General features: G+C 51.4%; 22 protein-coding genes and 1 pseudogene. 12 read left to right on the top strand and 11 right to left on the bottom strand.

Annotated elements, in window-relative coordinates; genetic code table 11:
• Positions 1 to 453 precede the first annotated feature (453 nt).
• Positions 454 to 1,293 (bottom strand): hypothetical protein, encoded by an 840-nt coding sequence (locus ACLHG7_RS05780; RefSeq protein ID WP_410210084.1) that lies wholly within the window; start codon positions 1,291 to 1,293, stop codon positions 454 to 456.
• 119 nt (positions 1,294 to 1,412) lie between these two features.
• Here ACLHG7_RS05780 and ACLHG7_RS05775 point away from each other — a divergent pair, with 119 nt between their 5' ends.
• Positions 1,413 to 2,333, top strand: coding sequence for a LysR family transcriptional regulator (locus ACLHG7_RS05775; RefSeq protein WP_410210083.1), 921 nt, complete (start codon positions 1,413 to 1,415; stop codon positions 2,331 to 2,333).
• A 32-nt stretch (positions 2,334 to 2,365) separates the two neighbouring features.
• Here ACLHG7_RS05775 and ACLHG7_RS05770 read toward each other — a convergent pair whose 3' ends face one another.
• Positions 2,366 to 2,764: an Imm63 family immunity protein gene (locus tag ACLHG7_RS05770; RefSeq protein WP_410210082.1), complete on the bottom strand. Its 399-nt coding sequence runs from the start codon at positions 2,762 to 2,764 to the stop codon at positions 2,366 to 2,368.
• Positions 2,765 to 2,866: 102 nt separating this feature from the next.
• Between ACLHG7_RS05770 and ACLHG7_RS05765 the strand changes: the two genes are divergently transcribed.
• Entirely contained in the window at positions 2,867 to 3,586 is a 720-nt protein-coding gene (locus ACLHG7_RS05765) for a hypothetical protein (RefSeq protein WP_410210081.1), read from the top strand.
• A gap of 92 nt (positions 3,587 to 3,678) precedes the next feature.
• Positions 3,679 to 4,854 (top strand): zinc-binding dehydrogenase, encoded by a 1,176-nt coding sequence (locus tag ACLHG7_RS05760; protein ID WP_410210080.1) that lies wholly within the window; start codon positions 3,679 to 3,681, stop codon positions 4,852 to 4,854.
• Positions 4,855 to 4,962: 108 nt separating this feature from the next.
• On the opposite strand, the gene ACLHG7_RS05755 is transcribed toward ACLHG7_RS05760, so the two are convergent.
• Positions 4,963 to 5,397, bottom strand: a complete 435-nt coding sequence (locus ACLHG7_RS05755; protein ID WP_410210392.1) for an Lrp/AsnC family transcriptional regulator — start codon at positions 5,395 to 5,397, stop codon at positions 4,963 to 4,965.
• Between the two features lie 177 nt (positions 5,398 to 5,574).
• Between ACLHG7_RS05755 and ACLHG7_RS05750 the strand changes: the two genes are divergently transcribed.
• Positions 5,575 to 6,486, top strand: coding sequence for a DMT family transporter (locus ACLHG7_RS05750; RefSeq protein WP_410210079.1), 912 nt, complete (start codon positions 5,575 to 5,577; stop codon positions 6,484 to 6,486).
• Positions 6,487 to 6,527: 41 nt separating this feature from the next.
• Here the strand turns inward: ACLHG7_RS05750 and ACLHG7_RS05745 are convergent, their stop codons facing one another.
• On the bottom strand, positions 6,528 to 8,033 hold the full coding sequence (locus ACLHG7_RS05745; protein WP_410210078.1) for an FAD-dependent monooxygenase: 1,506 nt from the start codon (positions 8,031 to 8,033) through the stop codon (positions 6,528 to 6,530).
• 315 nt (positions 8,034 to 8,348) lie between these two features.
• On the bottom strand, positions 8,349 to 8,834 hold the full coding sequence (locus ACLHG7_RS05740; RefSeq protein ID WP_410210077.1) for a hypothetical protein: 486 nt from the start codon (positions 8,832 to 8,834) through the stop codon (positions 8,349 to 8,351).
• Between the two features lie 301 nt (positions 8,835 to 9,135).
• Here ACLHG7_RS05740 and ACLHG7_RS05735 point away from each other — a divergent pair, with 301 nt between their 5' ends.
• The 3 genes and pseudogenes from ACLHG7_RS05735 to ACLHG7_RS05725 form a co-directional block, all read left to right on the top strand.
• A complete protein-coding gene (locus ACLHG7_RS05735; RefSeq protein ID WP_410210076.1) occupies positions 9,136 to 9,780 on the top strand; it encodes a riboflavin synthase subunit alpha in 645 nt (214 codons plus the stop codon).
• Between the two features lie 19 nt (positions 9,781 to 9,799).
• Entirely contained in the window at positions 9,800 to 10,345 is a 546-nt protein-coding gene (locus ACLHG7_RS05730; protein ID WP_410210075.1) for a chorismate mutase, read from the top strand.
• Positions 10,346 to 10,488: 143 nt separating this feature from the next.
• A pseudogene (locus ACLHG7_RS05725) lies at positions 10,489 to 10,614 on the top strand (LysR family transcriptional regulator); the annotation flags it as partial.
• Here ACLHG7_RS05725 and ACLHG7_RS05720 read toward each other — a convergent pair.
• Entirely contained in the window at positions 10,615 to 10,797 is a 183-nt protein-coding gene (locus ACLHG7_RS05720) for a hypothetical protein (RefSeq protein ID WP_410210399.1), read from the bottom strand.
• Between ACLHG7_RS05720 and ACLHG7_RS05715 the strand changes: the two genes are divergently transcribed.
• The 3 genes from ACLHG7_RS05715 to fdhD all read left to right on the top strand — a co-directional run bounded on the left by ACLHG7_RS05715 (position 10,771) and on the right by fdhD (position 14,855).
• On the top strand, positions 10,771 to 11,400 hold the full coding sequence (locus ACLHG7_RS05715) for a LysR family transcriptional regulator substrate-binding protein (RefSeq protein ID WP_410210391.1): 630 nt from the start codon (positions 10,771 to 10,773) through the stop codon (positions 11,398 to 11,400). The genes ACLHG7_RS05720 and ACLHG7_RS05715 overlap by 27 nt on opposite strands.
• Positions 11,401 to 11,578: 178 nt before the next feature.
• Positions 11,579 to 13,990, top strand: coding sequence for an FdhF/YdeP family oxidoreductase (locus ACLHG7_RS05710; protein WP_410210074.1), 2,412 nt, complete (start codon positions 11,579 to 11,581; stop codon positions 13,988 to 13,990).
• A complete protein-coding gene (fdhD, locus tag ACLHG7_RS05705; RefSeq protein WP_410210073.1) occupies positions 13,983 to 14,855 on the top strand; it encodes a formate dehydrogenase accessory sulfurtransferase FdhD in 873 nt (290 codons plus the stop codon). The genes ACLHG7_RS05710 and fdhD overlap by 8 nt, the downstream gene beginning before the upstream one ends.
• Positions 14,856 to 14,882: 27 nt before the next feature.
• On the opposite strand, the gene ACLHG7_RS05700 is transcribed toward fdhD, so the two are convergent.
• Positions 14,883 to 15,749 carry a LysR family transcriptional regulator gene (locus ACLHG7_RS05700; RefSeq protein ID WP_410210072.1) on the bottom strand — a complete coding sequence of 289 codons (867 nt, stop codon included), beginning with the start codon at positions 15,747 to 15,749 and terminating at the stop codon, positions 14,883 to 14,885.
• Here ACLHG7_RS05700 and ACLHG7_RS05695 point away from each other — a divergent pair.
• Together ACLHG7_RS05695 and ACLHG7_RS05690 are read left to right on the top strand one after the other, a co-directional pair.
• The gene (locus ACLHG7_RS05695; protein WP_410210071.1) at positions 15,714 to 16,652 is read left to right on the top strand and encodes an NAD(P)H-dependent oxidoreductase; all 939 of its coding nucleotides are present in this window, start codon (positions 15,714 to 15,716) and stop codon (positions 16,650 to 16,652) included. The two genes, ACLHG7_RS05700 and ACLHG7_RS05695, sit on opposite strands and share 36 nt — an antisense overlap.
• Positions 16,653 to 16,818: 166 nt before the next feature.
• Positions 16,819 to 17,226 (top strand): DUF3597 domain-containing protein, encoded by a 408-nt coding sequence (locus tag ACLHG7_RS05690; protein WP_410210070.1) that lies wholly within the window; start codon positions 16,819 to 16,821, stop codon positions 17,224 to 17,226.
• Between the two features lie 65 nt (positions 17,227 to 17,291).
• Here the strand turns inward: ACLHG7_RS05690 and ACLHG7_RS05685 are convergent, their stop codons facing one another.
• The 4 genes from ACLHG7_RS05685 to ACLHG7_RS05670 all read right to left on the bottom strand — a co-directional run bounded on the left by ACLHG7_RS05685 (position 17,292) and on the right by ACLHG7_RS05670 (position 23,370).
• The gene (locus ACLHG7_RS05685; protein WP_410210069.1) at positions 17,292 to 18,848 is read right to left on the bottom strand and encodes an FGGY-family carbohydrate kinase; all 1,557 of its coding nucleotides are present in this window, start codon (positions 18,846 to 18,848) and stop codon (positions 17,292 to 17,294) included.
• A 47-nt stretch (positions 18,849 to 18,895) separates the two neighbouring features.
• On the bottom strand, positions 18,896 to 20,383 hold the full coding sequence (locus ACLHG7_RS05680) for a glycerol-3-phosphate dehydrogenase/oxidase (RefSeq protein WP_410210068.1): 1,488 nt from the start codon (positions 20,381 to 20,383) through the stop codon (positions 18,896 to 18,898).
• Positions 20,384 to 20,450: 67 nt separating this feature from the next.
• Positions 20,451 to 22,055: an FAD-binding oxidoreductase gene (locus ACLHG7_RS05675; protein ID WP_410210067.1), complete on the bottom strand. Its 1,605-nt coding sequence runs from the start codon at positions 22,053 to 22,055 to the stop codon at positions 20,451 to 20,453.
• A 121-nt stretch (positions 22,056 to 22,176) separates the two neighbouring features.
• Positions 22,177 to 23,370: a serine hydrolase domain-containing protein gene (locus ACLHG7_RS05670; RefSeq protein WP_410210066.1), complete on the bottom strand. Its 1,194-nt coding sequence runs from the start codon at positions 23,368 to 23,370 to the stop codon at positions 22,177 to 22,179.
• Positions 23,371 to 23,429 lie beyond the last annotated feature (59 nt).

The raw sequence follows: 23,429 nt of genomic DNA, 5'->3' as shown, positions 1-23,429 counted from the left end.
CCCTGCATCTGTGTGGTCCTGTCTCAAGTCATGCTGAGCGCTGAGCTATCCCCAGAAAATGAAAAACTCCCTCAATCACTTGAGGGAGTTTTCCTTTTAATTTGAGCAGCAGATTTTTTTATAATTAAAAAAGTGTGTCTATAAAACCTCTATCAGATTTAGATAGAGACAACCGTCCCAAATTTTATAGACACCAAACCGCCCGAAGGCGGGCTTTTATTGCTCAGAAGATGGACTCCCTGAGCAATAAAACCGATAAAGAACAGCACGCTCACGAATAAGCCACTGCCCCACTCTTTCAGATTAAGCCTGCTTGATGATTGACATCATGACTATCAATTTCAAGCAGACCTAAACTTCAGAGGAATACCTCTTGTGTGTTCTGATGTGGTTTCTAGCGCCCACATTTTCCCCTAGCGAACAAGTTCAACGATTCAAGCAAATCATTTCCAATCAATCGTCTATCCAATCTGGCACGATGTCCTGCGCCATCTGCAATGTATTTTCGTTATAGATCAATATCGTATCCGCAGAAATCATGCCGGAGTCTGCAACCGTCAAACCAAACTCACCCACCAATGTGCCATCCCCATGTATGGTATTGGATGGGGTATACAGGCCATATCCAAAAGGAATCTGGAAGGCCGTAAAGCAATACAGATCCGCCTCTAAATGACGACCAATCACAATATAACCACCGCAGTCTTTGGTGAGCGGAATATGGATGTGCGGAAACTCATGCGTCTCCAAAAACATGCCACCGCCACCCTGCTCCTGCATCAAATATTCTTTTTTATAAAAAGCGGTATAGTCATATTTCATCATGACGATATCCACTTTTTCAGACCGCACGGTGAATGGCTTTTTATTCTCGATCAGTTCAAGGCCATAGAACTTCACGTTCTCAGGACTTGCCATCACGGTCGGAATCGCAAAACCATCGGGAACCAATAAGGCTCCCATACCGCCAAACACATTGGCATTGCCACCGGAAACCACACGGATATCCGCACGCAGTGCATCGGTCGCGGTATACCAGAGCGCTCGGACACGCACCATCGGCGGAATGTCTTCTTCCCACGGCACCATCCCCTGTAGCGAATCATGATCAATCGCCCAGTTCGACACGCCTTGCTCAATGAAGCACATGCCTGCATCGGTACTCAGCGCGACTTTATGCTTGTCGGGATGACCGTGTTTCACCGCATAGCGAGTAATATCTACGCTTTTAACCACCGCATCTGTCAGCAGGGTTCTTTTAAAATAAATGGGAAAGTTAAATGAGTCACTCATGTTTCTTTCCTTAAATCCCTGTGTTGCCATACAACTATATTAAGGCACCACAATAACTGAATTTTTTACCTTGATCAGCGTATAATTTGAGAACACAGTGTTCGTGAGATGAGAACAATATGGATAGACATATCCGGCATATGCTGTATTTCGTGGAAATCGTGGAAGCTGGCAGTATCAGCGGCGCAGCGGCGCGGCTGGGGATCTCCAAATCGGTGGTCAGCCTGCATTTAAAGACGCTGGAGAGTGAGTTGGGCTTAACCCTACTTACCCGCAGTACCCGTCAGCAATCCCTGACCTCGACCGGACAGCAGTTTTATAAACGCTGCCGCGAGATGCACGATGTGCTCTATCAGGCATGGCAAGAGGCGCGGGATCATCAGCAATTGGCTCTCGGCACGCTCCGCATCAGCGCGCCACATGCACTGATCGGTCCCATCGTGGCACCTGCTATTGGTGACTTGGTGAGTGAGCACGAAGGCATCACGCCGTTTTTAATGGGCAATGACAATCGCGCCAATCTAATCGAGGATAAGATCGATCTGGCGGTTCGTGTGGGCAAGATGCCGTCGAGTGAATATAAGCAGAAGAAGATTGGCGGCTTCTATGATGTGCTCTGCGCCAGCCCTGAATATCTGAAAAAACACAATATTTCACCTGAGCAAATACTGGCGGCGCACCTGTCTACGCAGAAGGTGGATTATGTGGCGAATAGCTGGCAGGGCACGCAGATTACGCATGCGCTTAAACATAAGCAGACGCAAGAGGTGGTCAAGCTGTCTTTTACCGCCAACCGCAACTGTAATTCATTGCTTGCGGTGGTGGCGATGGTGCGGGCGGGCTGTGGCTTTGCCTTTATCCCTGATTTTGTCTTTCATCCCTATGAGCAAAGTGGTGAGTTGGTGCAGGTCTTCCCTGACTATGTGTGTGAGTACGCGCCGGTGTATGCGGTATATGCTTATAAAGGCCAGCCGCCGACTTTGGTCAGGCTTGCCATAGATGCGATTAAGAAGAAGTTGGGAGAGTCGATGGAGGATTGATTATTATAAAATATGAAACTTAATTTCGTAATCTACATATGATACGGCGCATCAATCAAAATTGCTGATATTTTCTCCTGAGTCCGCGTGCCCCATTCTGAGTTAATTTTATCCATAATCGACACGGTAATTGCAAATGCTTGTTGCCGCGTATCTTCATTTAACTTTCTGTGTCTAGACTCGTAATCAAAAGCATATAGGGAAGCAGCATTACTCAGCACCCAAAACAATAGCGTGTCTAGATCAGTGGTCGATTGACGAGAAAATTCATACCCTCTTTCTTGCACAACATAATCATAACTCTTTTCCTTAACTTCAATATGAGGCGTCCCATTTTGTGGAGATTGAGGAAAAACTTTTAAATACGTGTGTGGAATTTCTCCTAGAGTTCCTAGAATTTGTATCTGCTCTCTAATTTCTTCAAAAGTCATTTTACTCCCCCAACTCAGATATGATTTCTTTATTCATTTTACTTTCCTTACAGTAGTATTAATCATCCATTTATCCAAACTCAAAATTTTGAGACTCGCACCATGAGTGAATCCACAGAAGTCATCAGCCTCTTAAGCCCTTATCTTTCACCACAAAATTTATTCTATATTGCATTAGTGGGAATTCCTTTACTTTTATTAATGAAATGGGGACTAACTCCCCGGAATTTCATTGAATTCTTAGACTTCGTCTATGAACGAAAACTCAAAAAAATAGATCATGATATTGCCTACTTCTCTGACACTGATGTGCAAAAGCAGGTTCTGGAACGTGAAAGAGTATTTCTCATTAATGCTCACCACACGGGAGTTAAGAAAGTTGAATTTCAAGAAGTGATTCTAAAAACTATTGCAAGTAGCAATGGAAAGCTCCCCTTAAATGCATATAAACATGCAGCAGATAAGTTGTGCAAAAAGGATGATGGTCTTATCTATATAAAACTCTCCTATGGCTTTTGGCTTAATTGGGCATTCACATTCAGCTATGGTCTTTTGGTCGTTCTCTTTGCAATCCTTGTATTGATTCAGATTATTGTAGACTTTCTAAATCATCACTATGTATCGGCTTTCGCCTATTGGTTATTGCTGATATCTACCTTAATTTTCATCATGGTATTGACAGCCTCACTCTTAAAATTCAAAAAATTAAAACACCTGAACTCCTTACTTGAAGCTGAACAGAAAAGAACATCCAAAGAAGAAGTTTCCAACGACTCAACAAACCTCGCAGCACCATCTGCAAAAGCAATCTCCCCATCCTAAAAAAATGCCATAATCCCCCACTCAAAACACCTGCCTCTGGCACCCACCCACCCTCTAGGCGATGTCTAAAAAACTAAAAAGGAAGGCTTCATATGAAATCGATACTCTGTCAAAACAGTGAGCTTCGGATCGCGGATCGCCCAGCACTGGTCCCGACCAAAGGCCACGTACTGCTAGAAGTCGTACGCTGCGGGATTTGCGGCTCTGACCTGCACATGCAGCAGCATTGCGATCATATGCATAACCTCGCCGCACGTGTCGGGTTTAACGGTATAGCCAAATCCTCTGATGAGTTCGTGATGGGTCATGAGTTCTGCGGCAAGATTCTCGACTACGGTCCAAAGACTCGCCGTAAGTTCAAACAAGATACGCTGATCTGTGCCATGCCACTTTTAAATGTAGACAAACTCGGCTATCAATCGGTCGGTCTGTCCCCCAATGCTGCTGGTGGCTATGCCGAGCAAGTGCTGGTGCAGTCAAGCCTGATGTTTGAAGTGCCCAATGGTCTGGACGTAGACAGCGCTGCAATGACTGAGCCAATGGCAGTCGCCCTGCATGCCGTACGTCGCAGTCGGATCAAAACCAGTGAACCTGCCATCGTGATTGGCTGTGGTCCGGTGGGTCTGGGGGTGATCCTGATGCTCAAAGCCGCTGGGGTCAAAACCGTGGTCGCCAGTGACTTCTCTCCAAACCGCCGTAAACTCGCAGTGCAGTGCGGTGCCGATATCGTGATTGATCCGAAGCACGAATCACCGTTTAAAAACTGGAAAGAATTTGGTCTGCTGGGCAGTGTCTCGGAAGCCATCAACTTTGGTATGGGCTTGTTTGAAAAAATTCAGGCGGTGCCCCTACCATGGTGGCACGCTTGGCGCGTAGCGGACAAACTCGGTGCACTACCGAAACGTCCGGTGATCTTTGAATGCGTGGGCGTGCCCGGCGTACTGCAACAACTGATCGAAGGCGCACCGTTGTTCTCACGCATTGTCGGTGTGGGCGTGTGTATGCAGAGCGACAAGATTGAGCCAGCACTGGCGATTAACAAGGAACTGGAGATTCAGTTTGTACTGGGTTATACGCCGCTTGAGTTCCGCGATACGCTGCATATGATTGCGGAAGGTCAAGTCAACGTCACACCACTGATTACCGGTGTGGTGGGTCTGGAAGGCGTGACCAATGCCTTTGGCGCCCTGCGTGATCCTGAACAACACGCCAAGATCCTGATCGATCCGAAACGTAAAGGCGCGGAAATTGAGTTGATCAAACACTGATATGCCTTGCGGAGTTAGACTTAAAGGTCTGATTCTGCATTAAAGGTATAACGATAAAGAGGCATTTAAACGATGCCTCTTTTTTTATGGCACTGATGCTCTCGCCCGTCACCCCAAAATTCCTCGCCGCTTGATCGGCTGTGACTTGACGATAGATGTATTCAGTTCGGCTTTCTCAGAGATACGCTCAAGGATCGAATCAAGCTGCTCTACAGATCGGACAAATAGCCTTGCGACAAAGCAGTCATCTCCTGTGACCTTATCGCATTCGCAAAACTCTGGGGTTTGCTCAATCAGCGCCTGCACCACTTTGAGCTGTCCCGGCAAGGGTTTGATTCTGACCAGTGCCTGCAAGGTATAACCAAGGGCTATGGGATCAATGTCGATGGTATAAGCCCGGAGAATCCCACGCTCCTCAAGCCGTTTTAACCGCTCAGACACACTGGGAGAAGACATCTGCACAGCCGCCCCCAGCTTCTTTAATGAGACGCGTGAGTCTTGCTCAAGCAAGAATAATAGACGTTGATCAATGGCATCCATGATGAACTTCACGAATAAAGGAGTCTTGTCCAATATGGTTAAGAATAAAAGGGCAATCAAGTCATTTAATGTGATGTGTAAATGTATTTTTTGACTTAATCGTGAGAAACTTAAGCTCACCAAACAGTCCAAGTTTGCGTCTATTTTTTTAATAGCCGAACCGCACAAGGCACCCCGCACATGACCATACCTGCCACAACCACCAGCCGCTATCCACTCCTCGGTCTTTATCTACGTTTGACGGCAGTGCCGTTTTTTTGGGGTGGGACGTTTATTGCGGGGCGGGTGATTTCGGCAGAGTTGCCGCCTGCGACTGCGGGCTGTATTCGCTTTATCTTTGCCACACTGGCACTGCTGATTGCCTTGCATCTAACCGAAGGCTTGTCCGTGCTGAAGCGCGTCACACGGGCGCAATGGGCAGGCACGTTTGTGCTGGGGCTTACGGGCATCATGCTCTATAACATCTGCTTTTTTAATGCCTTAAAGTATATGCCTGCCAGTCGCACCTCCTTGTTTATCGCGCTCAATCCAGTGGTCACGCTGATACTGGCGGCGGTGTTCTTTGGGGATCGCATCACGCTCACGCGCTGGACTGGGGTGGCGTTGGCACTGGTCGGAGTACTCGTGGTGGTGACGCATGGCGATCTGACCCAGCTTGCTGGCTCGTTTGGTGCGGGTGAGCTGTCGATGATTGTGGCGGTCAGTGCATGGGCGGTCTACACCTTGCGCGGGCGCAAACTGCTACGCGAGTTGTCGCCACTACTTACCACTTTACTCGCGGCGCTGTGGGGTACGCTGTTGCTGGCGCTCTGCGCGATTCCAGAGTTGCCGAGGCTGCATGTAGAGCACTTTAACCTTAAGGTTTTTGCTGGACTGTTTTACTTGGGCGTGTTTGGTACGGCGGTAGGGTTTGTCTGGTACTACCAAGGCGTCTCACGCATCGGTGCGGCCAAGACCGTGATCTTTAATAATCTGGTGCCGGTCTTTGGGGTACTGCTCGGCTGGCTCTTGCTCGATGAACAGCTCACCCCCAGCTTGATCGTCGGCGGATTGCTGGCAATTACAGGAGTGTTTTTGGTCAATCGTCCCTAGTGCAGCACCATCGCGATGACTGCGCGTCAAACCCAACTGCTCTATGCGCCTGATCCAAACCACTTCGCTAACGCAGCATGTAATCCGCGCTCTGTACCATCTCCAACCCAAACGACATAACCGTCGGGTCGGATGAGTACCGCAGTCGGCGCTGCCACTTGCCCCAGCGCTGGAAGCGCCCATATCCCCGTATACTCAGCCGCGACGTGTTGCACCCGATCTGCCCAAGGGGTGATGTCGAGGCTGTCGGGCTTGCCGAAGTTTAGCAATACAGGTTGCGCGCTATGTAGCAAGCTGTAGACTCGAAGCTCACCCTTTGCGGTGGTCACATCGAGATCGGGCATACGACGTCCCAGCAGGGGATGCCCCGCGCCAAGATGATCATCAAGATCATAATGAATGCCCAGACCAGACATCATCGCGGCAAATCGTTTACGCGGTTCATCCATGCTCAGCAACTCAACGATGGTCTCGCCCACCGCTTTGGTACGCTCATCCTGACGGCGTAGCGCGACCAAGGCCATAGTATTGCGCAGCACTAACGCACCTACAGGGTGGCGCTCGGCATGGTAAGTATCCAGCAGGCTGTCTGGGGATATGCCTTTGACCACCTGAGCCAGCTTCCAGCCCAGATTGACCGCATCTTGCACCCCAGTATTCATGCCCTGTCCACCATCTGGTGCATGCACATGCGCCGCATCGCCAGCCAGCAGCACGCGCCTGTCGCGATAAGTTGCCGCTTGCCGAGTCATGTCAGTAAATCGGGAAATCCAAGTGGGGCTATGCGCGCCGTAATCCGTACCGCATACCGCAATCAACGCTTGGCTGAGATCACTCAAGGAAGGTTCAGTCTTATCGCCGATTTCAGCTTCAGTCACCATCACCCGAAACGGCCCTTCATCGAGAAAGACCACCTTACCATCTTGAATCTCGTATTTTTCTTTGCCGAAGGAATGTATCCCCAAGGCGGTACGATGGATGCCCAGCTCCGGCCTCCCCGTCATCTCAACCTCAGCAATCAGACAACTGACCGTCGGGTTCCAACCGGGGAATTCGATGCCCGTGATCTTACGAATCAAACTCCGTCCACCATCACAGCCGACAAGATACTCAGCACGCAGGGACTGACCGTCAGACAGCGTGACGCTCACGCCGCTGTCATCCTGTATAAAGTCGGTCACTTCACGATCGCGATAGAAGGTCACTGGCAGCTCTGCCACCCAATCTGCCAAGATGCGTTCAATGTGCTTTTGCCATAGCCCCAGCCCATAGGGGTGTCGGGTCGGGAACTGACTGATGTCCAGTGACACCCCAGCAAATACGGCGGTCTGCGCGATCTTTCCTTCTTCAAGGAAACGATCCACAATGCCCCGCTGATCAAAAATCTCTAAGGTGCGCGCATGCAAACCACCAGCGCGCGAGCCTGACAACTCCTGATTGGCGCGGCGCTCGACAATCGCTACATCCACACCCGCCAAAGCGAGCTCACCAGCTAGCACCAGACCGGTTGGTCCCCCGCCGACAATGATCACGGCATGTTCAGTCATACGTCACCTCTGTGAGCTTCTCAATCGAAGCGGAATCAAGATGAGTAGAAATACCGCAAATTTGATGATTTAAAAACCTGATATCGAATGGATTTTGAGGGTGATTCGGTGAGAGAATTGTTGACTCGCGCAAAGGTGGCCTTATAATAAAACTATAGGCTAAGGATAGGTTGAATAAAACGCTTAGAAGCTAACGCCTCAGAGAGCAAATCCATTCTTCAACATGTAGGCAACAGCCACCCTGCTCGGGCTTTTTATAGCCCGACATCGCAAGTGAATCAAATCAGTTTAAAGATGAATGAAGTGGCTTAATGACTACTTCAGCTTCGAGGCCTTCTTCGCCATATAACCATTGATGAGTTTGACCGCCAATTTCAGATTATCGACATCATTGATGGCTTCGGCTGCTTTGAGCAGGGCGTTGGCATCGTAGATGAGCACATTGCTATACAGATCGAAGTATTCAGCAGAGACGTCTTCATGGAAGTGCTGACTCCAGTAGCTGGTCATGCATTCAATCATTTCATCATTCAACTGAATCATATTGCGGATACGGTCGATGACTTGGCGATATTGACCCTGTTTGAGATCACGTTTATTAAACGCGCGCCAAATGATGAATAACTGTTGGTAGTGACCATGAAAAATGGATGGGGTGATACAGGCGGAGAGTAGAATCTCTGCGGCTTCTTCAAGTTTTCCTTGCTCTTTCAAAACCATGGCATCGCTATAGCGACTATCGCTATCGGTACTTTTTAACCTTTTTTTTGCAGCCGCAACTTTTGATGCTGTAATGTCCATTTACAACGCTCCTTTATCGTTCATAAAGCCTAGCACAATGAGAACTAGTTGGCAAAATTTTGTACATTTCGTCAAACATTGTTCTCACAACCCCCACATATTGAAATCATCCTGATATCAAACGGTGGCTTTAAATCTCATCCATCATGATGGATACTCTTTATACAGACACCACAGAAACAGCCACAGAAGCCCTCAACAGAAAACCCCTTTCCGATCGGTCTTATGATGTATATGATGCCGCATCAACCCCACATCAAGACGCGTTACATTAAACCGCAAAGCATCTGGAGCGAACGATATGTTCACTGGCATCATCAAAGCCGTCGCAACCATTGACGGAATTCGTGATTTTGAAGGGATTCGTACCTTTGATATTGAGTTCCCCGCCGGATTCTGCACGGATTTAGAGATTGGCGCTAGTGTTTCCATCGATGGCACCTGTCTGACGGTCACCGAAGTGGTGACGCCAACCCGCGCTACCTTTGATGTGATGCAGCAGAGTCTGGATGTCACCACACTGGGTTTATACACCCAAGGCAGCCGCGTCAATGCCGAACGTGCCTCCAAAGAAGGCGCCGAGATTGGCGGGCATGTGCTGTCTGGGCATGTCGATTTCTGTACGACGGTCAATCAGGTGCGTCAGGTCGAAGCCAACTATGCCATCCGTATTAATGTGCCACAGACTTGGCTGCGCTATATTTTTGCCAAGGGCTATATCGCCATCAATGGCGCCAGTCTGACCATTTCCGAAGTGAACAAAACAGAGGGCTGGTTTGAAGTCTGCCTGATCCCCGAAACCCGCCGCGCTACGGTGTTTGAAGACAAGCGGGCGGACAGTGCCCTGAATATTGAAATTGATCGCACTACGCAAGTGATTGTGGATACGGTGGAGCGCATCATGGCAGAGAAGCTCACCAGTAACCTCTTACCGCAAACGCACTGATATCTTCTGGATCTTACGCATGAATAAAACGCTGCTCACCGCAACAATGACCACTGCCTTGCTGCTGACTGCGGTGGGTAGCCATGCAGCCAATATCACCGATCTGACCGCGCTGATGAATCAGCGTTTATCGTATATGAAGGATGTGGCCGGCTATAAAGCCGTCAATCATCTCGCCATCGAAGATGCCGCCCAAGAGCAAAAGGTGCTGGATGCAGCGGCAGTACAGGCGCAAGCGGAAGGCATAGATCCGGAGTCGATCAAGCCCTTTATCACCGCGCAGATCAGTGCCGCCAAGGCGATAGAATACCGCTACCTCGCTGAATGGCAGGCACAGCCTGAGACCAGTTGGCAACCTCGACCACTCGATGTGGTGCGTGCGGATGTTGCCGCGCTCTCCACTAAAATCATTACCCAGATCCATGTTTTACTTGCCGCCGGCATGAGCATTGATCATCTCCAGCGTCATGATTTCATACAAAGTCTCAAGCAGCCCAATTTAAGCCGTGCCGATGAAGAGCAACTGTTTCAAGCGCTTAAGCAGGTTAAATTGATTCAGAAATAACAGATCAAAGCCTCGCCAATGCCTGATGATCATTCATATCACCGAGGCAATGTCGCTTGATCAAAAGCCCTGCCAAATCAATCCCTCTCTGCTCAAAATCAGGGTAAACTCAAAGAGATCATCGTCAGGAAGAGACCCCGCTCATGTTCATGCGTCAACTGAACTATCTCATCGCATTGGACACTCATCGCCACTTTGGTCGCGCTGCCGAGAGCTGCCATGTGTCGCAGCCAGCCTTGTCTAACGGTATTCGCGAGCTGGAACAAGAACTAGGCATCACCATCGTCAAGCGCAGCCGCACCTTTCAAGGCATCACGCCTGAAGGCGAGCGGGTCATTAGTTGGGCGCGCGAGATGCTGCACTCGCTGCATGGCCTGCGCGAAGAAGCCGACCTGATGCGCACCATCCCCAAAGGTCATCTCACCATGGGCGGCATACCGACCGCCATCCACGCGGCGACCCTGCTCTGTGCCGAGTATCGGCAGTCAATTCCGCAATTGACACTGGAAATTCTGTCTTTAAGTACGCCTGCCATCTTAAAGCGTCTCAAGGAGCAAGAACTCGACCTTGCCCTGCTCTATGACCGCTCCGTGATGGACGAAACTTTTGATGTGCTGCCGCTATACGCCGAACGCTTTGTACTCATCGCCAGTGCCCAGACCTCACTACCGCGCGAGCTGAACTGGGCGGAAGTCGCAGCGCTCCCCTTGTGCCTGCTGGGTCAGGACATGCAAAACCGCCAGACACTAGACAACATTTTTAAAACCTTTGAATCTACCGCCCATGTGGTGCTGGAAACCAACTCGATTGACATCCTGCTCACCGAGGCCTTAAGCGGTCGCAGCTACACCGTGCTGCCCTTAAGCGCACTCCCCACCCAATACGCCCGAGCGGGACTACGCATTCACCCGATCACGCCTGAGCGCACTGAGGATATCTGTCTGGTCAGGCTACGCCGTGACAATCAGTCGGCCTTATCCAAAGCTGCTTGGCGCCTAGCGGCTGACCTCGATATTCAGGTGGTCTTAGATGAGCTGTTGCTGCCCGGACTTTGATAACCTGTAGTTATCAAGCATTCAAATCAAACGATTAGACGAGATCTATGCACGGCAATAAACTAGAGATACAACTGTTAAACCATATGGTGTTTTCTGAGCATGGCACTCTGATGCAAGCGGGAGTACTCTAGAACCATGTGAGAAACACAGGCACTTCGATGAGAGGATTAAGGAAATGGACGATAAATTACACGAAAATCCCGTAAACGTGCAGCCCAATATCGGACACGCCAGAATCACCACCTATACCCATCCGGCGGCAGGTTGGGGCGCTCTGCTCAGTGTTGCGCGTAACCTGACCCAACAAGGGATCATGGCAAAAGGCGCCATCACCCTGCTGAATATCAACCAGCCGACGGGCTTCGACTGTCCGGGCTGTGCATGGCCTGAAAAGAAACATGCCCATGCCTTTAACTTCTGTGAAAATGGTGCCAAGGCGATTGCCTTCGAAGCCACCAGCAAGCGTGTTCCCCCAGAATTCTTTGCCGAGCGCACCGTCAGTTGGCTGTCGGAACAAAGTGACTACTTCCTTGAGCAACAAGGCCGCCTCACCGACCCGATGCGCTACGATGCCGCAACCGACCGCTATGTGCCGATCTCGTGGGAAGAAGCATTCAGCATCATCGCCCGCCATCTACATGCGCTCGATAACCCCAACCAAGCCGCCTTTTACACTTCGGGGCGCGCCAGCAATGAAGCAGCCTTCCTCTACCAGCTCTTTGTACGCAACTTTGGTACCAACAACTTCCCCGATTGCTCAAACATGTGCCATGAGACCACCAGCTTCGGGCTTGCAGAGTCGCTGGGTCTGGGCAAAGGCACGGTCACGTTGGATGACTTTGAGCTGGCTGATGCGGTGTTTATCTTCGGTCAGAATCCGGGTACCAACCATCCACGCATGCTGAGTACGCTGCGTGAGGTATCCAAACGCGGCGCTAGAATCATCTCGATCAACCCGCTCAAAGAGCGCGGTCTGGAACGCTTCCAAGACCCGCAAAGCCCGATCGAAATGATGACCAACGGCAGCACGCGTATCAGCAGTAATTACTTCCAGCCCAAGGTCGGCGGGGATTATGCCGTACTCATGGGCATGATGAAGCATCTGCGCGAATGGGATCAAAAAGCATTGGCGGCGGGCAAACCCTCCCTGTTTGATCATGCCTTTATCGACATGAATACGGATGGCTTTACTGCCATGATCGATCAGGTTGATCAAACCTCATGGGCAAGCATCCACGAACAAACCGGCTTGAAACCAGATGAATTAAAGTCACTGGCAAAAATGTTCTGTGATGCAGAACGCGTGATCTTCTGCTGGGGCATGGGCATTACCCAAAACCGCAATGGCGTGGCCAATGTGCAAATGCTGGCCAACCTGCTGCTGGCACGCGGTCATATCGGTCGTCCCGGCGCGGGCGCCTGTCCGGTTCGCGGTCATAGCAATGTGCAGGGTGACCGCACCATGGGCATCCATGAGCGCCCTTCGCCTAAACTGCTGGATAGTCTGGATCGCGTCTTTAATATGAAGTCGCCCCGTGAAAACGGCATGGGCGTGCTTGAGACCATTGAAGGCATGCTAAAAGGCGATGTCAAAGTCTTCTTTGCTTTGGGTGGTAACTTTGCTGTTGCGACCCCCGATACCCCTGTCACCTTTGAAGCACTGCGCCGTTGTACCCTGACCGCGCATGTCGCGACCAAACTCAACCGCAGTCATCTGATCATGGGTAAAGAAGAAGCCCTGATTCTGCCCTGTCTGGGACGCACCGAGATTGATGAGCAGTTGCATGGCCCGCAAGCTATCTCGGTAGAAGACTCGATGAGTAATGTCCATCTGTCCGCCGGCAAGAACGCACCGGCCTCACCCAACTTGCTCTCTGAACCCGATATTATTGCGCGTTTAGCCGAGGCGGTATTGCCAGATAGCCCGATCAAGTGGCGCTGGTATATCGAAAGCTATGACCGTATCCGCGATGCGATTGCCGAGGTGTTTGACGAGTTTCACGACTTCAATGCCCGTGTCTATCCACCGGGTGGATTCCACTTGCAGCATCCGGCCAATGAGCACGACTGGCATACCAAAACGGGCAAAGCCGGTTTCTTTATCAAACCGATCGATGAAGTCTATGCCGATAAAGAATATGCCTATGCCGCGCAGTATAAAGGTCAGCACAAAGGTCAGCTCTATACTCTGATGACCATGCGCTCCCATGATCAATACAACACGACCATCTATGGGCTGGATGACCGCTATCGCGGGGTATTTGGTCAACGCCGTGTCTTATTTATGAACAAGGACGACATCAAGGAGGCAGGCTTTGTGGCGGACCAATGGATCGATATCGAAAGTATCTTCCCTGATCAAGTCAAGCGCGTGGTGGAAAGCTTCCGCATCGTACCCTATGACATTCCGCGTGGCAGCCTGGGGGCGTACTATCCCGAGACCAATCCATTGGTAGCACTCAGCAGTCGCGACAAACGTGCCATGATCCCGGCCTCCAAAAGTATTCCCGTGATTCTGCATGCGGGTGGTGCCCCTGAGCACTTTAACCTTGCACTACCGGTTGATCCCGAGGCTATCCATGGATAACCATGATGCCATCACGCCGTTTACGCGTCGTCATACCGATGACGCACGGCCTGCCCAAGCGTTATCACCTTTTGCGGAAGGCATCGACGTGCTGGCGGTGCACCGCTTTAAAAACGGTCAGTTCACCAGTGTGCTGGATCATGTGGTGCGTGAGACACCGGTTGCACTGGTCTATAACGGTATCTCCCATGCCGTGATGATGACCACACCCACCGATCTGGATGTCTTCGCCATGGGCTTTAGCCTGTCCGAAGGCATCATCCCCGACCTCAAAGCGCTGTACTCGTTAGATGTTCAACACACCGAACTGGGCACCCAGATCGACATGACCATCGCCTCTAGTGCCTTTGCGGCATTGAAAGAACATCGGCGGATGATGGTGGGGCGGACAGGTTGTGGGCTATGCGGTATCGAGAGCTTGCAGCAGTTTCATACCGTACTGCCCTTGGTCACGACCGAGGCAAAAGCGGATTGGCTTAATCAAATTCCAGATGCCGTCTCTAAGCTGGAAGCGCAGCAGGAAATTACCAAAGTCACCGGCGGTGCGCATGCAGCAGCCTGGGTGGTGGATGGCAATATCGTGGCACTATTTGAAGATGTCGGGCGCCATAATGCGCTGGATAAACTGCTGGGCTATCTGGCGCAGCAGCAATTGGATGTCAGTGCAGGTTTTATCGTCATGACCAGTCGAGCCAGTTATGAGCTGATCCGTAAATGTGCGCAGTTGAATATCGCTTTACTGGCCAGTATCTCCGCACCGACCACCATGGCGATTCGCATGGCGAAACAAGCGGGACTGACGCTGGCGAGCTTCTGTCGGGGCAGTAGTTTTGTGGTGTATACGGACTATCCAGATGTGTTTTGATGAATTGTGATTAAACTAATCCCATGCTTAGAGTAAAGACCTGACCATAAACTCCCTTAACCACTGATGCGCTGGGTCACGATGCGAGCGCTCATGCCACAGCATCGCCATCTCAAAACCGGGCACTTCAATCGGTGGCTCAATCATTTGAAGCTGTGGGTTATCGCGCACCAAACGCGAAGGTAGTACTGAGACTAGATCGGTATTGGCGAGCACCGTCGTCGCAAACAAGAAATGTGGCACGGATAACACCACATGACGAGATAAACCCAGCGCTGCCAAAACCGTATCGGTCACCCCATAGAATCCACCACCATCTGGCGACACCAGCACATGTCCTAATGCACAAAACTGCGCAAGCGTTAGTTTACTGTGCAATTGTGGATGCCCCACCCGACCCACGAGCACATAGTGCTCTTTAAATAAAAGCCGTTGATGCAGATGCAACGGAGAATCATGACGGGTATGAAAAGCAAGATCAATCTCGCCATGCTCAAGCTGTCTGGCGATCTGTACTGGCACCATGTCTAGTACAGCAAGCCGAGTATGGGGTGCTGCCCTATATAATCCTTGCAGCATAGGTAGCAGCACCGTGACATCCATATAATCAGTCGCCGAAACCCGCCAAGTATGAGTCGCCGTCTCAGGTGTAAATGGACTGGCAGGCATTATCGCGTGCTCTAGCGCCTCTAGTGCGTGCCGAAGCGGCTCACGTAATTGATTGGCTCGTGCTGTTGGCAACATGCCACGTGGTCCCGGCAAGAGTAGCGGATCACCCAGAATCTCACGTAACTTACCTAACTGCACGCTGACTGAGGGCTGCGATAGGTTCAATCGCTCTGCCGCACGTGTCACATTATGCTCAATCAGCAGCGTATCGAGGGTCAGCAGCAAATTGAGATCAAGCCGCCTCAAATTGTTCATGACTATACCTACAATAATGAGAATTCATTTCTACTATACCTGATCACCTTCTATCCTGCATGTACCCCAACACCAGAGATGACTGTGATGAATGTTTTAATCGTTTATGCCCACCCTGAACCTCGCTCATTGAATGGCGCGCTTAAAAACCTCACTGTTGCACACCTAACTGCCGCAGGGCATCAGGTACAGGTTTCTGACCTTTATGCCATGCAGTGGAAAGCGACCGTTGATGCCGCAGACAATCTTGATCGAACCGCAGGTGCTCATTTTAATCCATCGCTGGATTCTCAATATGCGTTTGCGCATGGCACCCAAAGTTTGGACATTGTCGCTGAGCAAGACAAACTACGCTGGGCAGACACCTTGATCCTGCAATTTCCGTTATGGTGGTTTTCCATGCCAGCGATTTTGAAAGGCTGGGTAGACCGTGTCTACGCCTATGGTTTTGCTTATGGCGTGGGCGAACACTCCGACTTTCACTGGGGTGACCGTTATGGCCAAGGCAATATGCTCGGCAAGCGGGCAATGCTGATAGTCACCGCAGGCGGTTGGGAATCGCATTACAGTCCGCGCGGGATCAATGGTTCTATTGACGAAATTTTGTTTCCCATCCAGCATGGGATTCTGTATTACCCCGGCTTTGAGGTACTGCCGCCGTTTGTGATGTATCGCACTGACCGCATGAATGATGAGCGTTACGCCAGCACTTGCGAAGCATTAAAACAGCGTCTAGATAATCTCGCGCACGTACCGCCTATCGCTTTTAGGCCACAGAATGCGGGTGCCTATGACATCCCTGCCCTGACCCTGAGAGCAAATCTTGCCCCCGATCAAACTGGCTTAAGCATTCATGTTGCGACAGAATCCTGATGCCTAGCGATTAACAACATTCGCCATATCCCAAATTCGCCATATCCCAACACCCCTTTATAAAATCACTACAATGCGCCAATCCTGAAATGCGCTAAGATCAGTTCGCAGATTTTCTGCAATAGTTATCTATAAAAATGTTTTTCAACGATTAAGGGATAGGGCAATGGGAATTTTTAACACGATCTTGAATAAACTGGGTTTTGGCCATGATGATGCAGCGCCTGCCGCAGCACCCGCGCCTGCACCAGCAGCACCCGCTGATGCGGCACCTGTAGCAGCACCTGCACCAGCAGCGCCTGTGGCTATGAGTGAAGTGGATGTGGTTTCCAAACTGGATGGCCTTGCGGATGCCAGCGATCAGGAACTCAACTGGCGTGAATCGATTGTGGATCTGATGAAACTGCTCGGTATCGACAGCAGCTATGATGAACGTAAAAAACTCGCTGCCGAATTAAACTGCCCTGCCGACCTGATGGACGATTCTGCGCAAATGAACATGTGGCTGCATAAAACCGTGCTGCAACAAGTGGCTGCCAATGGCGGTAACGTACCAGCCGATCTGCTTGGATAATCACTCATCCTTGAATCATAAAAAAGCCTCTGAATAGAGGCTTTTTTATTGGGCAAAATACAGACCTACTTTGGATAACCCGTGATCTGACGGATTGAGCGATACAAGGGCTGAAGCTGCGGATAGATTTTGCTATAGACCTGCTTATAGAGCTGGTCATACAGCGCTACACTCCCCGCCTCTGGCTTAAACACATCGCCACGATGACACATAACCGCCACCGCATCGGCATGACTCTTATAATAGCCCGCACCCACTGCCGCATTGATCGCTGCCCCAAGCCCCGAGGTCTCAAAGGTATGCGGACGCTCGGCATGCATGCCAAAGATATTGGCGGTGATCTGCATGACTTCATTACTTTGTGAGCCGCCGCCTGCCACTTTCAGACTGGTGATCGGTCGTCCATTGCGTTTTTCCAGCATGTCTTTGCCCTGACGTAACGCATAACCGATACCCTCGATGATGGCGCGATACAGATGCGCGCGGGTATGTACATCGCCAAAGCCAATGATCGACCCTTTCGCCTCAGGTCCCGGAAATTTGACCCCAGGTGACCAGAAGGGTTGCAACATCAGCCCCATGGCACCGGGCGGTGACTGGCGCAGTAAATCATCAAACAGCAATTCCGGCTCAATGCCCTGCGCCTTGGCTTGTAGCACTTCTTGCGCAGCAAACTCGCGTTTAAACCAGTTCACCATCCAGTAGCCGCGAAAAACCATGATCTCGGAATTATAGGTATGCGGCACCGCAGCAGGATACGCCGGCAGAAATGGCAACGGCTCGACATAGCGGCTATTGCCCGTATTGAAAGTCGCGGTGGTGCCGTAGCTTAAGCACCCGACATCCGGCGTGATCGCACCTGCGCCCAGCACCTCACAGGCCTTGTCTGCCCCTGCGGCATATAGAGTTAACCCTTCAGGAATCCCCGTGTCACGCGCCGCCTGACGACTGATGGTGCCGAGTGGCTCAGCCGCTTGTACCAGCGGTGGCAGTTGGTGGCGCTTAAGCGTGAGCGCCCGCCACTTGAGATCCGACGGTGCGGCCCATTGCTGACGCTTATAGTCAAAAGGGATATAACCGATTTGCGATGCCACGGCATCATTCAGGTGATCAGTGAGCTTGAGTGTGAGATAGCCCGAGAGCTGGACAAAGTGTTTGGTCTTCGCCCAAACATCTCGATAGTCCGCCGCCAGCCAGTTACACTCGGCTTTGGACTGAAACTGATGGATGATCGACTCTTGTCCGGCGAGCTTGATACCAGCCTTCAGCCAGAGTGGCAAATTGGGATAATGCTCGGTACGCCGAGAATCGAGCCAGATCGTCGCGGGGCGAAGCGGTTGTAAGTCCGCATCCAGACACAGCATGGTCGCACGCTGACAGGCCAGCGACACCGCGACCACCCGTGATTTGAGTTCAGGATGTGCCGTCCATAGTCCCTGACAGGCCAGAGACAGATTCTCCCAAAAATAGCCCGCCTCCTGCTCCGCCCAGTTTGGCTGTGCAGCGAAGTACGGTTCGATGTGCTGCTGCGACTTAGCCACCAGTTGTCCATCGAGATCAAACAGCATCGCCCGGACGCTTTGCGTGCCTTGGTCCAGTGCGAGAAATAAATCTTGTGACATTTCTTATTATTCCTGATTCATAGGGATTGTCATAGCTGCGTAATCACTTACAACACCGCATAGCTGCGGCGGATGATTTCCTGATAGCGTGTCACCTCAGCCTGCCAGTGCGCCTCATCCCAAGCCAGATGCTCAAGGCATAGCGGCTTGATCTGTGCGAGCACTTCCCTACCACCGTCTACCAAGAGATTCCCCGCACGCAAGCGACGGAGCATCAAATCATCCAGATGCTGCACCATCTCGTTTTGCAAAATCCATGTCACCTGACTCAAGAGCGCTGTGCCAGTCGCGACTTTGACGAGAGGCGCATTGAGGTAATCGGGGTCTTCAATTCGATGATTAAAGCAGCGCAGCTTGGTATTGGTTTGTGCATTCTTAAGTGCTTTACTGTCCAGCCAGCCCAAAGCCGACAGCACATCCAGCGCGATCAAACGGAAGGTCGTGAGCTTACCGCCAGAGACTGACACCACACCGTTCTTCGCTGTCCAAACCAGATGATCACGCCGCTCTTTGGACGGATCGCTGCCTTTGCCTGACGCAATAATCGGACGGACACCCGCAATGGTGGAAATGATATCTGCACGCGTGATTGATGCTGCGGCAAACTGCTGATTAGCGACTTTCAGCAAATAATCAATCTCGGCAGCGGTACAGTGTGGCTCCAGATTAATCGCCTCGCGGTGATCCAGATCGGTCGTGCCGATACAGGTCTGCCCCTTCCAAGGATAGATAAATACTGGACGTCCATCATCGGGATGCATGACGGTGAGGCAGTCTTGAACCGGTAATTTATCTTCTAGAATAAAGATATGGCTGCCGCGCTGTGGACGTACTTTAGCGATATCTGCCGAAAGTAGATCGGCCCATGCCCCCGTGGCATTGACCACCTGTGCAGCATTGATGTCGAGCACTTCACCGCTGATCTTGTCTTCGACACGCAGCGTAAAGCCACTCGCACTTTTCGCGATACTTTTAACTTCGCTATAGTGATTCGCCGTACCGCCCTCAAGAACTGCCTCATGCAGTACACGCAGCACCAGTCGTACGTCATCGACCAAGGCATCGGTATAGCGCATGCCGCCTTTAAGCCCAGTCGCATTTAAGTCCGGATATTTTGCCAATAGCTTGTCGCGTGGAATCCAGTTGTGATCCGAGATGCCTGCCAGTTTGTCGTAGACGGTTAACACCGCTTCCATCGCCAAACGACCCGGAAAGCTGCCTTGGCGAATTGGGAAAATATACGGAAAACGCACCACCATATGCGGTAGCTCCGTCAAGAGTCGCTCGCGTTCGGTCAGCGAATGCTTGGTCAGGGTAATATCGCCTTGGGCGATATAGCGCAGACCACCATGCACCATCTTGGAGGAACGGCTCGACGTGCCCCATGCAAAATCCTGTTGTTCGAGCAGCAAGACCTTTTTGCCCAAGCGCGCTGACTCAAGCAGGATACCCGCGCCCGTGATGCCGCCGCCAATCACCACAAGATCCCACACTTCTTGGTTCAAGTTACCCAACGGTTGCCGATGACCCAGCATAATCCACACTCACTCAAGCAATAATTCAGAGAAAAGAAACACACCCCAGTCTTGCTGATCTGGTCGATCAGGACTCATCGACCAGTAAACAGCCGGGATTTAATTGCTGCTTCGGATCGAAATGAGTCACGATGCTATGCAGCAGCGCCATGCCCTCAGCGCCTTTCTCAACCTTAAGCCACGGCGCATGATCGCGTCCGATGCCATGCTGATGACTGGCTGTGCCGCCAGCATGTGCAATGGCATCACCCGCCGCCTGCTTGTATTTCTGCCAACGCGCCAGCAGCTCAGGATAGTCGTCTGAATTCTTGAAGATATAGGTGGTGTAGATGCTGCAACCCTGTCCATACATATGCGACAGATGACTGAAGACCTGTACCGGTTGACCGTCACTTGCGTCTTTGATCGCCTGCTCCATCGCATTCATACAGGCATTGACCTTGTCCCAATTGATGCAGGTCTCGAAGGTATCCACCGAATAGCCATGTTCCCACAGTCCATTGCGGAAATACGGTGAGCGGAAGCGTGAGTGCTCCCAGATGCCGCCCATAAAACTGCTAGCGATGTAGGTGCCGCCTGCGTTATCAATCGCACGCTTCGCCTCAGCCAGTGCAAAGCGCGCTTGACGTTTGCTGCCAGTCACACCAAAGGTAAACATACAGCGATCGCCATTGCGGCATTTTTTAAAACTCAGGAAACGATCATAGGCTTTAAACAACGGATGATTACCACCCAGTGACAGATGGGATTCGGTTTCATCGGCATTGGACAGGCGCATCAGCGACAACTGCACTTTGCCCTGCGCAAGCTCGCGCACCATCTTCAAGCCCGACTCCCAATCAGGGACAAAACCGACATGGAAAGACTCATGCTCAGGTAATGGCGTGACACGCACCTTCACCTCGGTAATCGCACCGATACGCCCTTCACTGCCCATCACCACTTCACGCAAATCAGGACCAGCAGACGATGCGGGGATATCCTTAATGACCAGTTGCCCGCGCGGTGTCTCCATGGTACAGCCAGCAAACATCTGTTCGATGCGACCATAGCGCAGCGACTGCTGCCCTGAAGAACGACTCGCGACCCAGCCCCCAACTGTAGACAGCTCCCACGACTGCGGAAAGTGCCCCAGTACATAGCCTTGCTCTTTGAGCTGGGATTCAACGCGTGGGCCGGGTGTGCCCGCGCCAAAGGTGGCAACATTGCTCTCACGATTGAGATCAAGAAGCTGATCCATCTTTTCTAAAGACAGGGTCAGGACAGGTTTATCGGAGGCGGGCACATTGATATGACCCGCTACCGATGTTCCACCGCCATAGATAATCACGATAAAGCCGTGGTCATACGCCCATGTCAGGACTTCGCGTACCTGCTCGCCTGTCTCAGGCAGCGCTACGCCATCCGGGAAATAACCAAACTCCCCTGAATGCTTGGCAATCCAATCGGGGAAGCTCTCGCCGCGGGCATGACGGATACGCAGTTCGACATCCTGAGAGACCAAGGGGTGTGCAGGTAAACGTGACGGCGGAACTTTAGTAGTGACATCAGCTAGGCTGGCATCCAGCAGAATGGCGCCTTTGCCGCCCAGTTTCTCTCCCAAAAACTCCAGTCCCTTCGCTTTGAGCGGAAAGTCCTGCGCATCATCACCCCAGCCATTCCAACGACGCATGATTATTTAACCCTTTAGAGTATTGATCTTTGATGGGTCTATCATGCCAAAGATTAGCGGATGTGAATTGGCTGGATCACTCCATTTTTTTGACATTTCACGCCAAGTGATTGGATATACATTACCCGAGCTGACTCGTCAGCAGACGATTGGCGATGTTTTTCACTGCAGTTCTACTTTCTGCTGTCACTGACATATTGGTGAAGATCACCACGCCGCTCTGGCTTGCAGGATCGAGATACACCGCTGTGAATACGCCCGGATCACCACCCCAATGATTGGGGAAAGGCTTACCCTCCAGATTGGAAGCCCCCCATCCCAGCCCTTGCCCCGTCAGCCATGTTGGCAATTCAGGCGGAGTCCGCATATCCAACATCTCTGCCATTGCCGCTTTGCCAAGAATTTGTACCTGACGTGTCGAACCACCATTGGCAGAGGCCGCAACGAAGCGGGTGAATTCAGCGACAGACGAGCGGAGCATGCCCGCCGACCAATCCGGGAAACCCACCATCTCCATCGGCTTCAGCACGCCATCGACCAGATCGTAGGGCGTGGCACGCCGAGCTTCGGAAGTCCCCGCGATCGTCCAACTGCTGTGCCGCATGCCGAGTGGTGCAAAGATCTGCTTGCGGGTTTGCTCACGCATATCTTCACCGCCAATCCGACTCGCCAGATAACCCAGTAAACCATAGCCAACATTACTATAATCCCACGCCCCACCAGAGACTACCTTAGAAAAACAGCCCTCGGCGGCATAGTTGCGACCGCCAGAGACAAGATAACCCTTGAGAAAATCACCCAGCAACACGGTCGAGTCACCACCGTGTTGACGAAAATCGATGTCATAGTATTTCGCATCGGAAATGCTCGACGTGTGCATCAGCAGTTGACGAAAAGTGATTGGTGCATCAGGGTGATGCGGATTGATCAGCGGAAAGTCGAGGTGCTCGGCAACCGAGTCATCGAGGTGAAATTTTCCGGATTCGACCAAACGCATCACGGCTGTTGCGGTGACCGTCTTGGTCACGGATGCGATGTGAAACAGTGTATCAACCGTCACAGCCCGCCGATGTTCAATCTCAGCAAAACCATAGCCCCGCGTCAAACGCACTACGCCCTTTCGTGCGATCCCGACGGCCATGCCCGGGATATTGGCACGGCTCATCTCACCGCGAATAAATGCATCCAGCTCATCGCTTGATGCCTGTACGCCAGTCACTTTTCCAAATGCAGGCAATGTAACCGCAGCGAGTCCAGCAGCAAGAAAACGACGACGACGGATGAGAAAAGTGCTTGCGGGATTTTGGTCAATCATCTACGGTGCTCGTCTCGTGAACTCGATGGTCAGGATTGCCATCAATATCTCTCGATACT

Source organism: Aquirhabdus sp. (assembly GCF_046462495.1).
Taxonomy (GTDB): Bacteria; Pseudomonadota; Gammaproteobacteria; order Pseudomonadales; family Moraxellaceae; genus Aquirhabdus.
The sequence above is the reverse complement of the archived record's forward strand: the minus strand, read 5'-3'. Positions and strand labels throughout refer to the sequence as shown.

Excerpts from the sequence above, each read along its gene's own strand:
- ACLHG7_RS05780 (WP_410210084.1), bottom strand. The coding sequence starts at position 1,293 with ATGAGTGACTCATTTAACTTTCCCATTTATTTTAAAAGAACCCTGCTG.
- ACLHG7_RS05775 (WP_410210083.1), top strand. The coding sequence starts at position 1,413 with ATGGATAGACATATCCGGCATATGCTGTATTTCGTGGAAATCGTGGAA.
- ACLHG7_RS05770 (WP_410210082.1), bottom strand. The coding sequence starts at position 2,764 with ATGACTTTTGAAGAAATTAGAGAGCAGATACAAATTCTAGGAACTCTA.
- ACLHG7_RS05765 (WP_410210081.1), top strand. The coding sequence starts at position 2,867 with ATGAGTGAATCCACAGAAGTCATCAGCCTCTTAAGCCCTTATCTTTCA.
- ACLHG7_RS05760 (WP_410210080.1), top strand. The coding sequence starts at position 3,679 with ATGAAATCGATACTCTGTCAAAACAGTGAGCTTCGGATCGCGGATCGC.
- ACLHG7_RS05750 (WP_410210079.1), top strand. The coding sequence starts at position 5,575 with ATGACCATACCTGCCACAACCACCAGCCGCTATCCACTCCTCGGTCTT.
- ACLHG7_RS05745 (WP_410210078.1), bottom strand. The coding sequence starts at position 8,033 with ATGACTGAACATGCCGTGATCATTGTCGGCGGGGGACCAACCGGTCTG.
- ACLHG7_RS05740 (WP_410210077.1), bottom strand. The coding sequence starts at position 8,834 with ATGGACATTACAGCATCAAAAGTTGCGGCTGCAAAAAAAAGGTTAAAA.
- ACLHG7_RS05735 (WP_410210076.1), top strand. The coding sequence starts at position 9,136 with ATGTTCACTGGCATCATCAAAGCCGTCGCAACCATTGACGGAATTCGT.
- ACLHG7_RS05730 (WP_410210075.1), top strand. The coding sequence starts at position 9,800 with ATGAATAAAACGCTGCTCACCGCAACAATGACCACTGCCTTGCTGCTG.
- ACLHG7_RS05715 (WP_410210391.1), top strand. The coding sequence starts at position 10,771 with ATGGGCGGCATACCGACCGCCATCCACGCGGCGACCCTGCTCTGTGCC.
- ACLHG7_RS05710 (WP_410210074.1), top strand. The coding sequence starts at position 11,579 with ATGGACGATAAATTACACGAAAATCCCGTAAACGTGCAGCCCAATATC.
- fdhD (WP_410210073.1), top strand. The coding sequence starts at position 13,983 with ATGGATAACCATGATGCCATCACGCCGTTTACGCGTCGTCATACCGAT.
- ACLHG7_RS05695 (WP_410210071.1), top strand. The coding sequence starts at position 15,714 with ATGCTCAATCAGCAGCGTATCGAGGGTCAGCAGCAAATTGAGATCAAG.
- ACLHG7_RS05690 (WP_410210070.1), top strand. The coding sequence starts at position 16,819 with ATGGGAATTTTTAACACGATCTTGAATAAACTGGGTTTTGGCCATGAT.
- ACLHG7_RS05685 (WP_410210069.1), bottom strand. The coding sequence starts at position 18,848 with ATGTCACAAGATTTATTTCTCGCACTGGACCAAGGCACGCAAAGCGTC.
- ACLHG7_RS05680 (WP_410210068.1), bottom strand. The coding sequence starts at position 20,383 with ATGCTGGGTCATCGGCAACCGTTGGGTAACTTGAACCAAGAAGTGTGG.
- ACLHG7_RS05675 (WP_410210067.1), bottom strand. The coding sequence starts at position 22,055 with ATGCGTCGTTGGAATGGCTGGGGTGATGATGCGCAGGACTTTCCGCTC.
- ACLHG7_RS05670 (WP_410210066.1), bottom strand. The coding sequence starts at position 23,370 with ATGATTGACCAAAATCCCGCAAGCACTTTTCTCATCCGTCGTCGTCGT.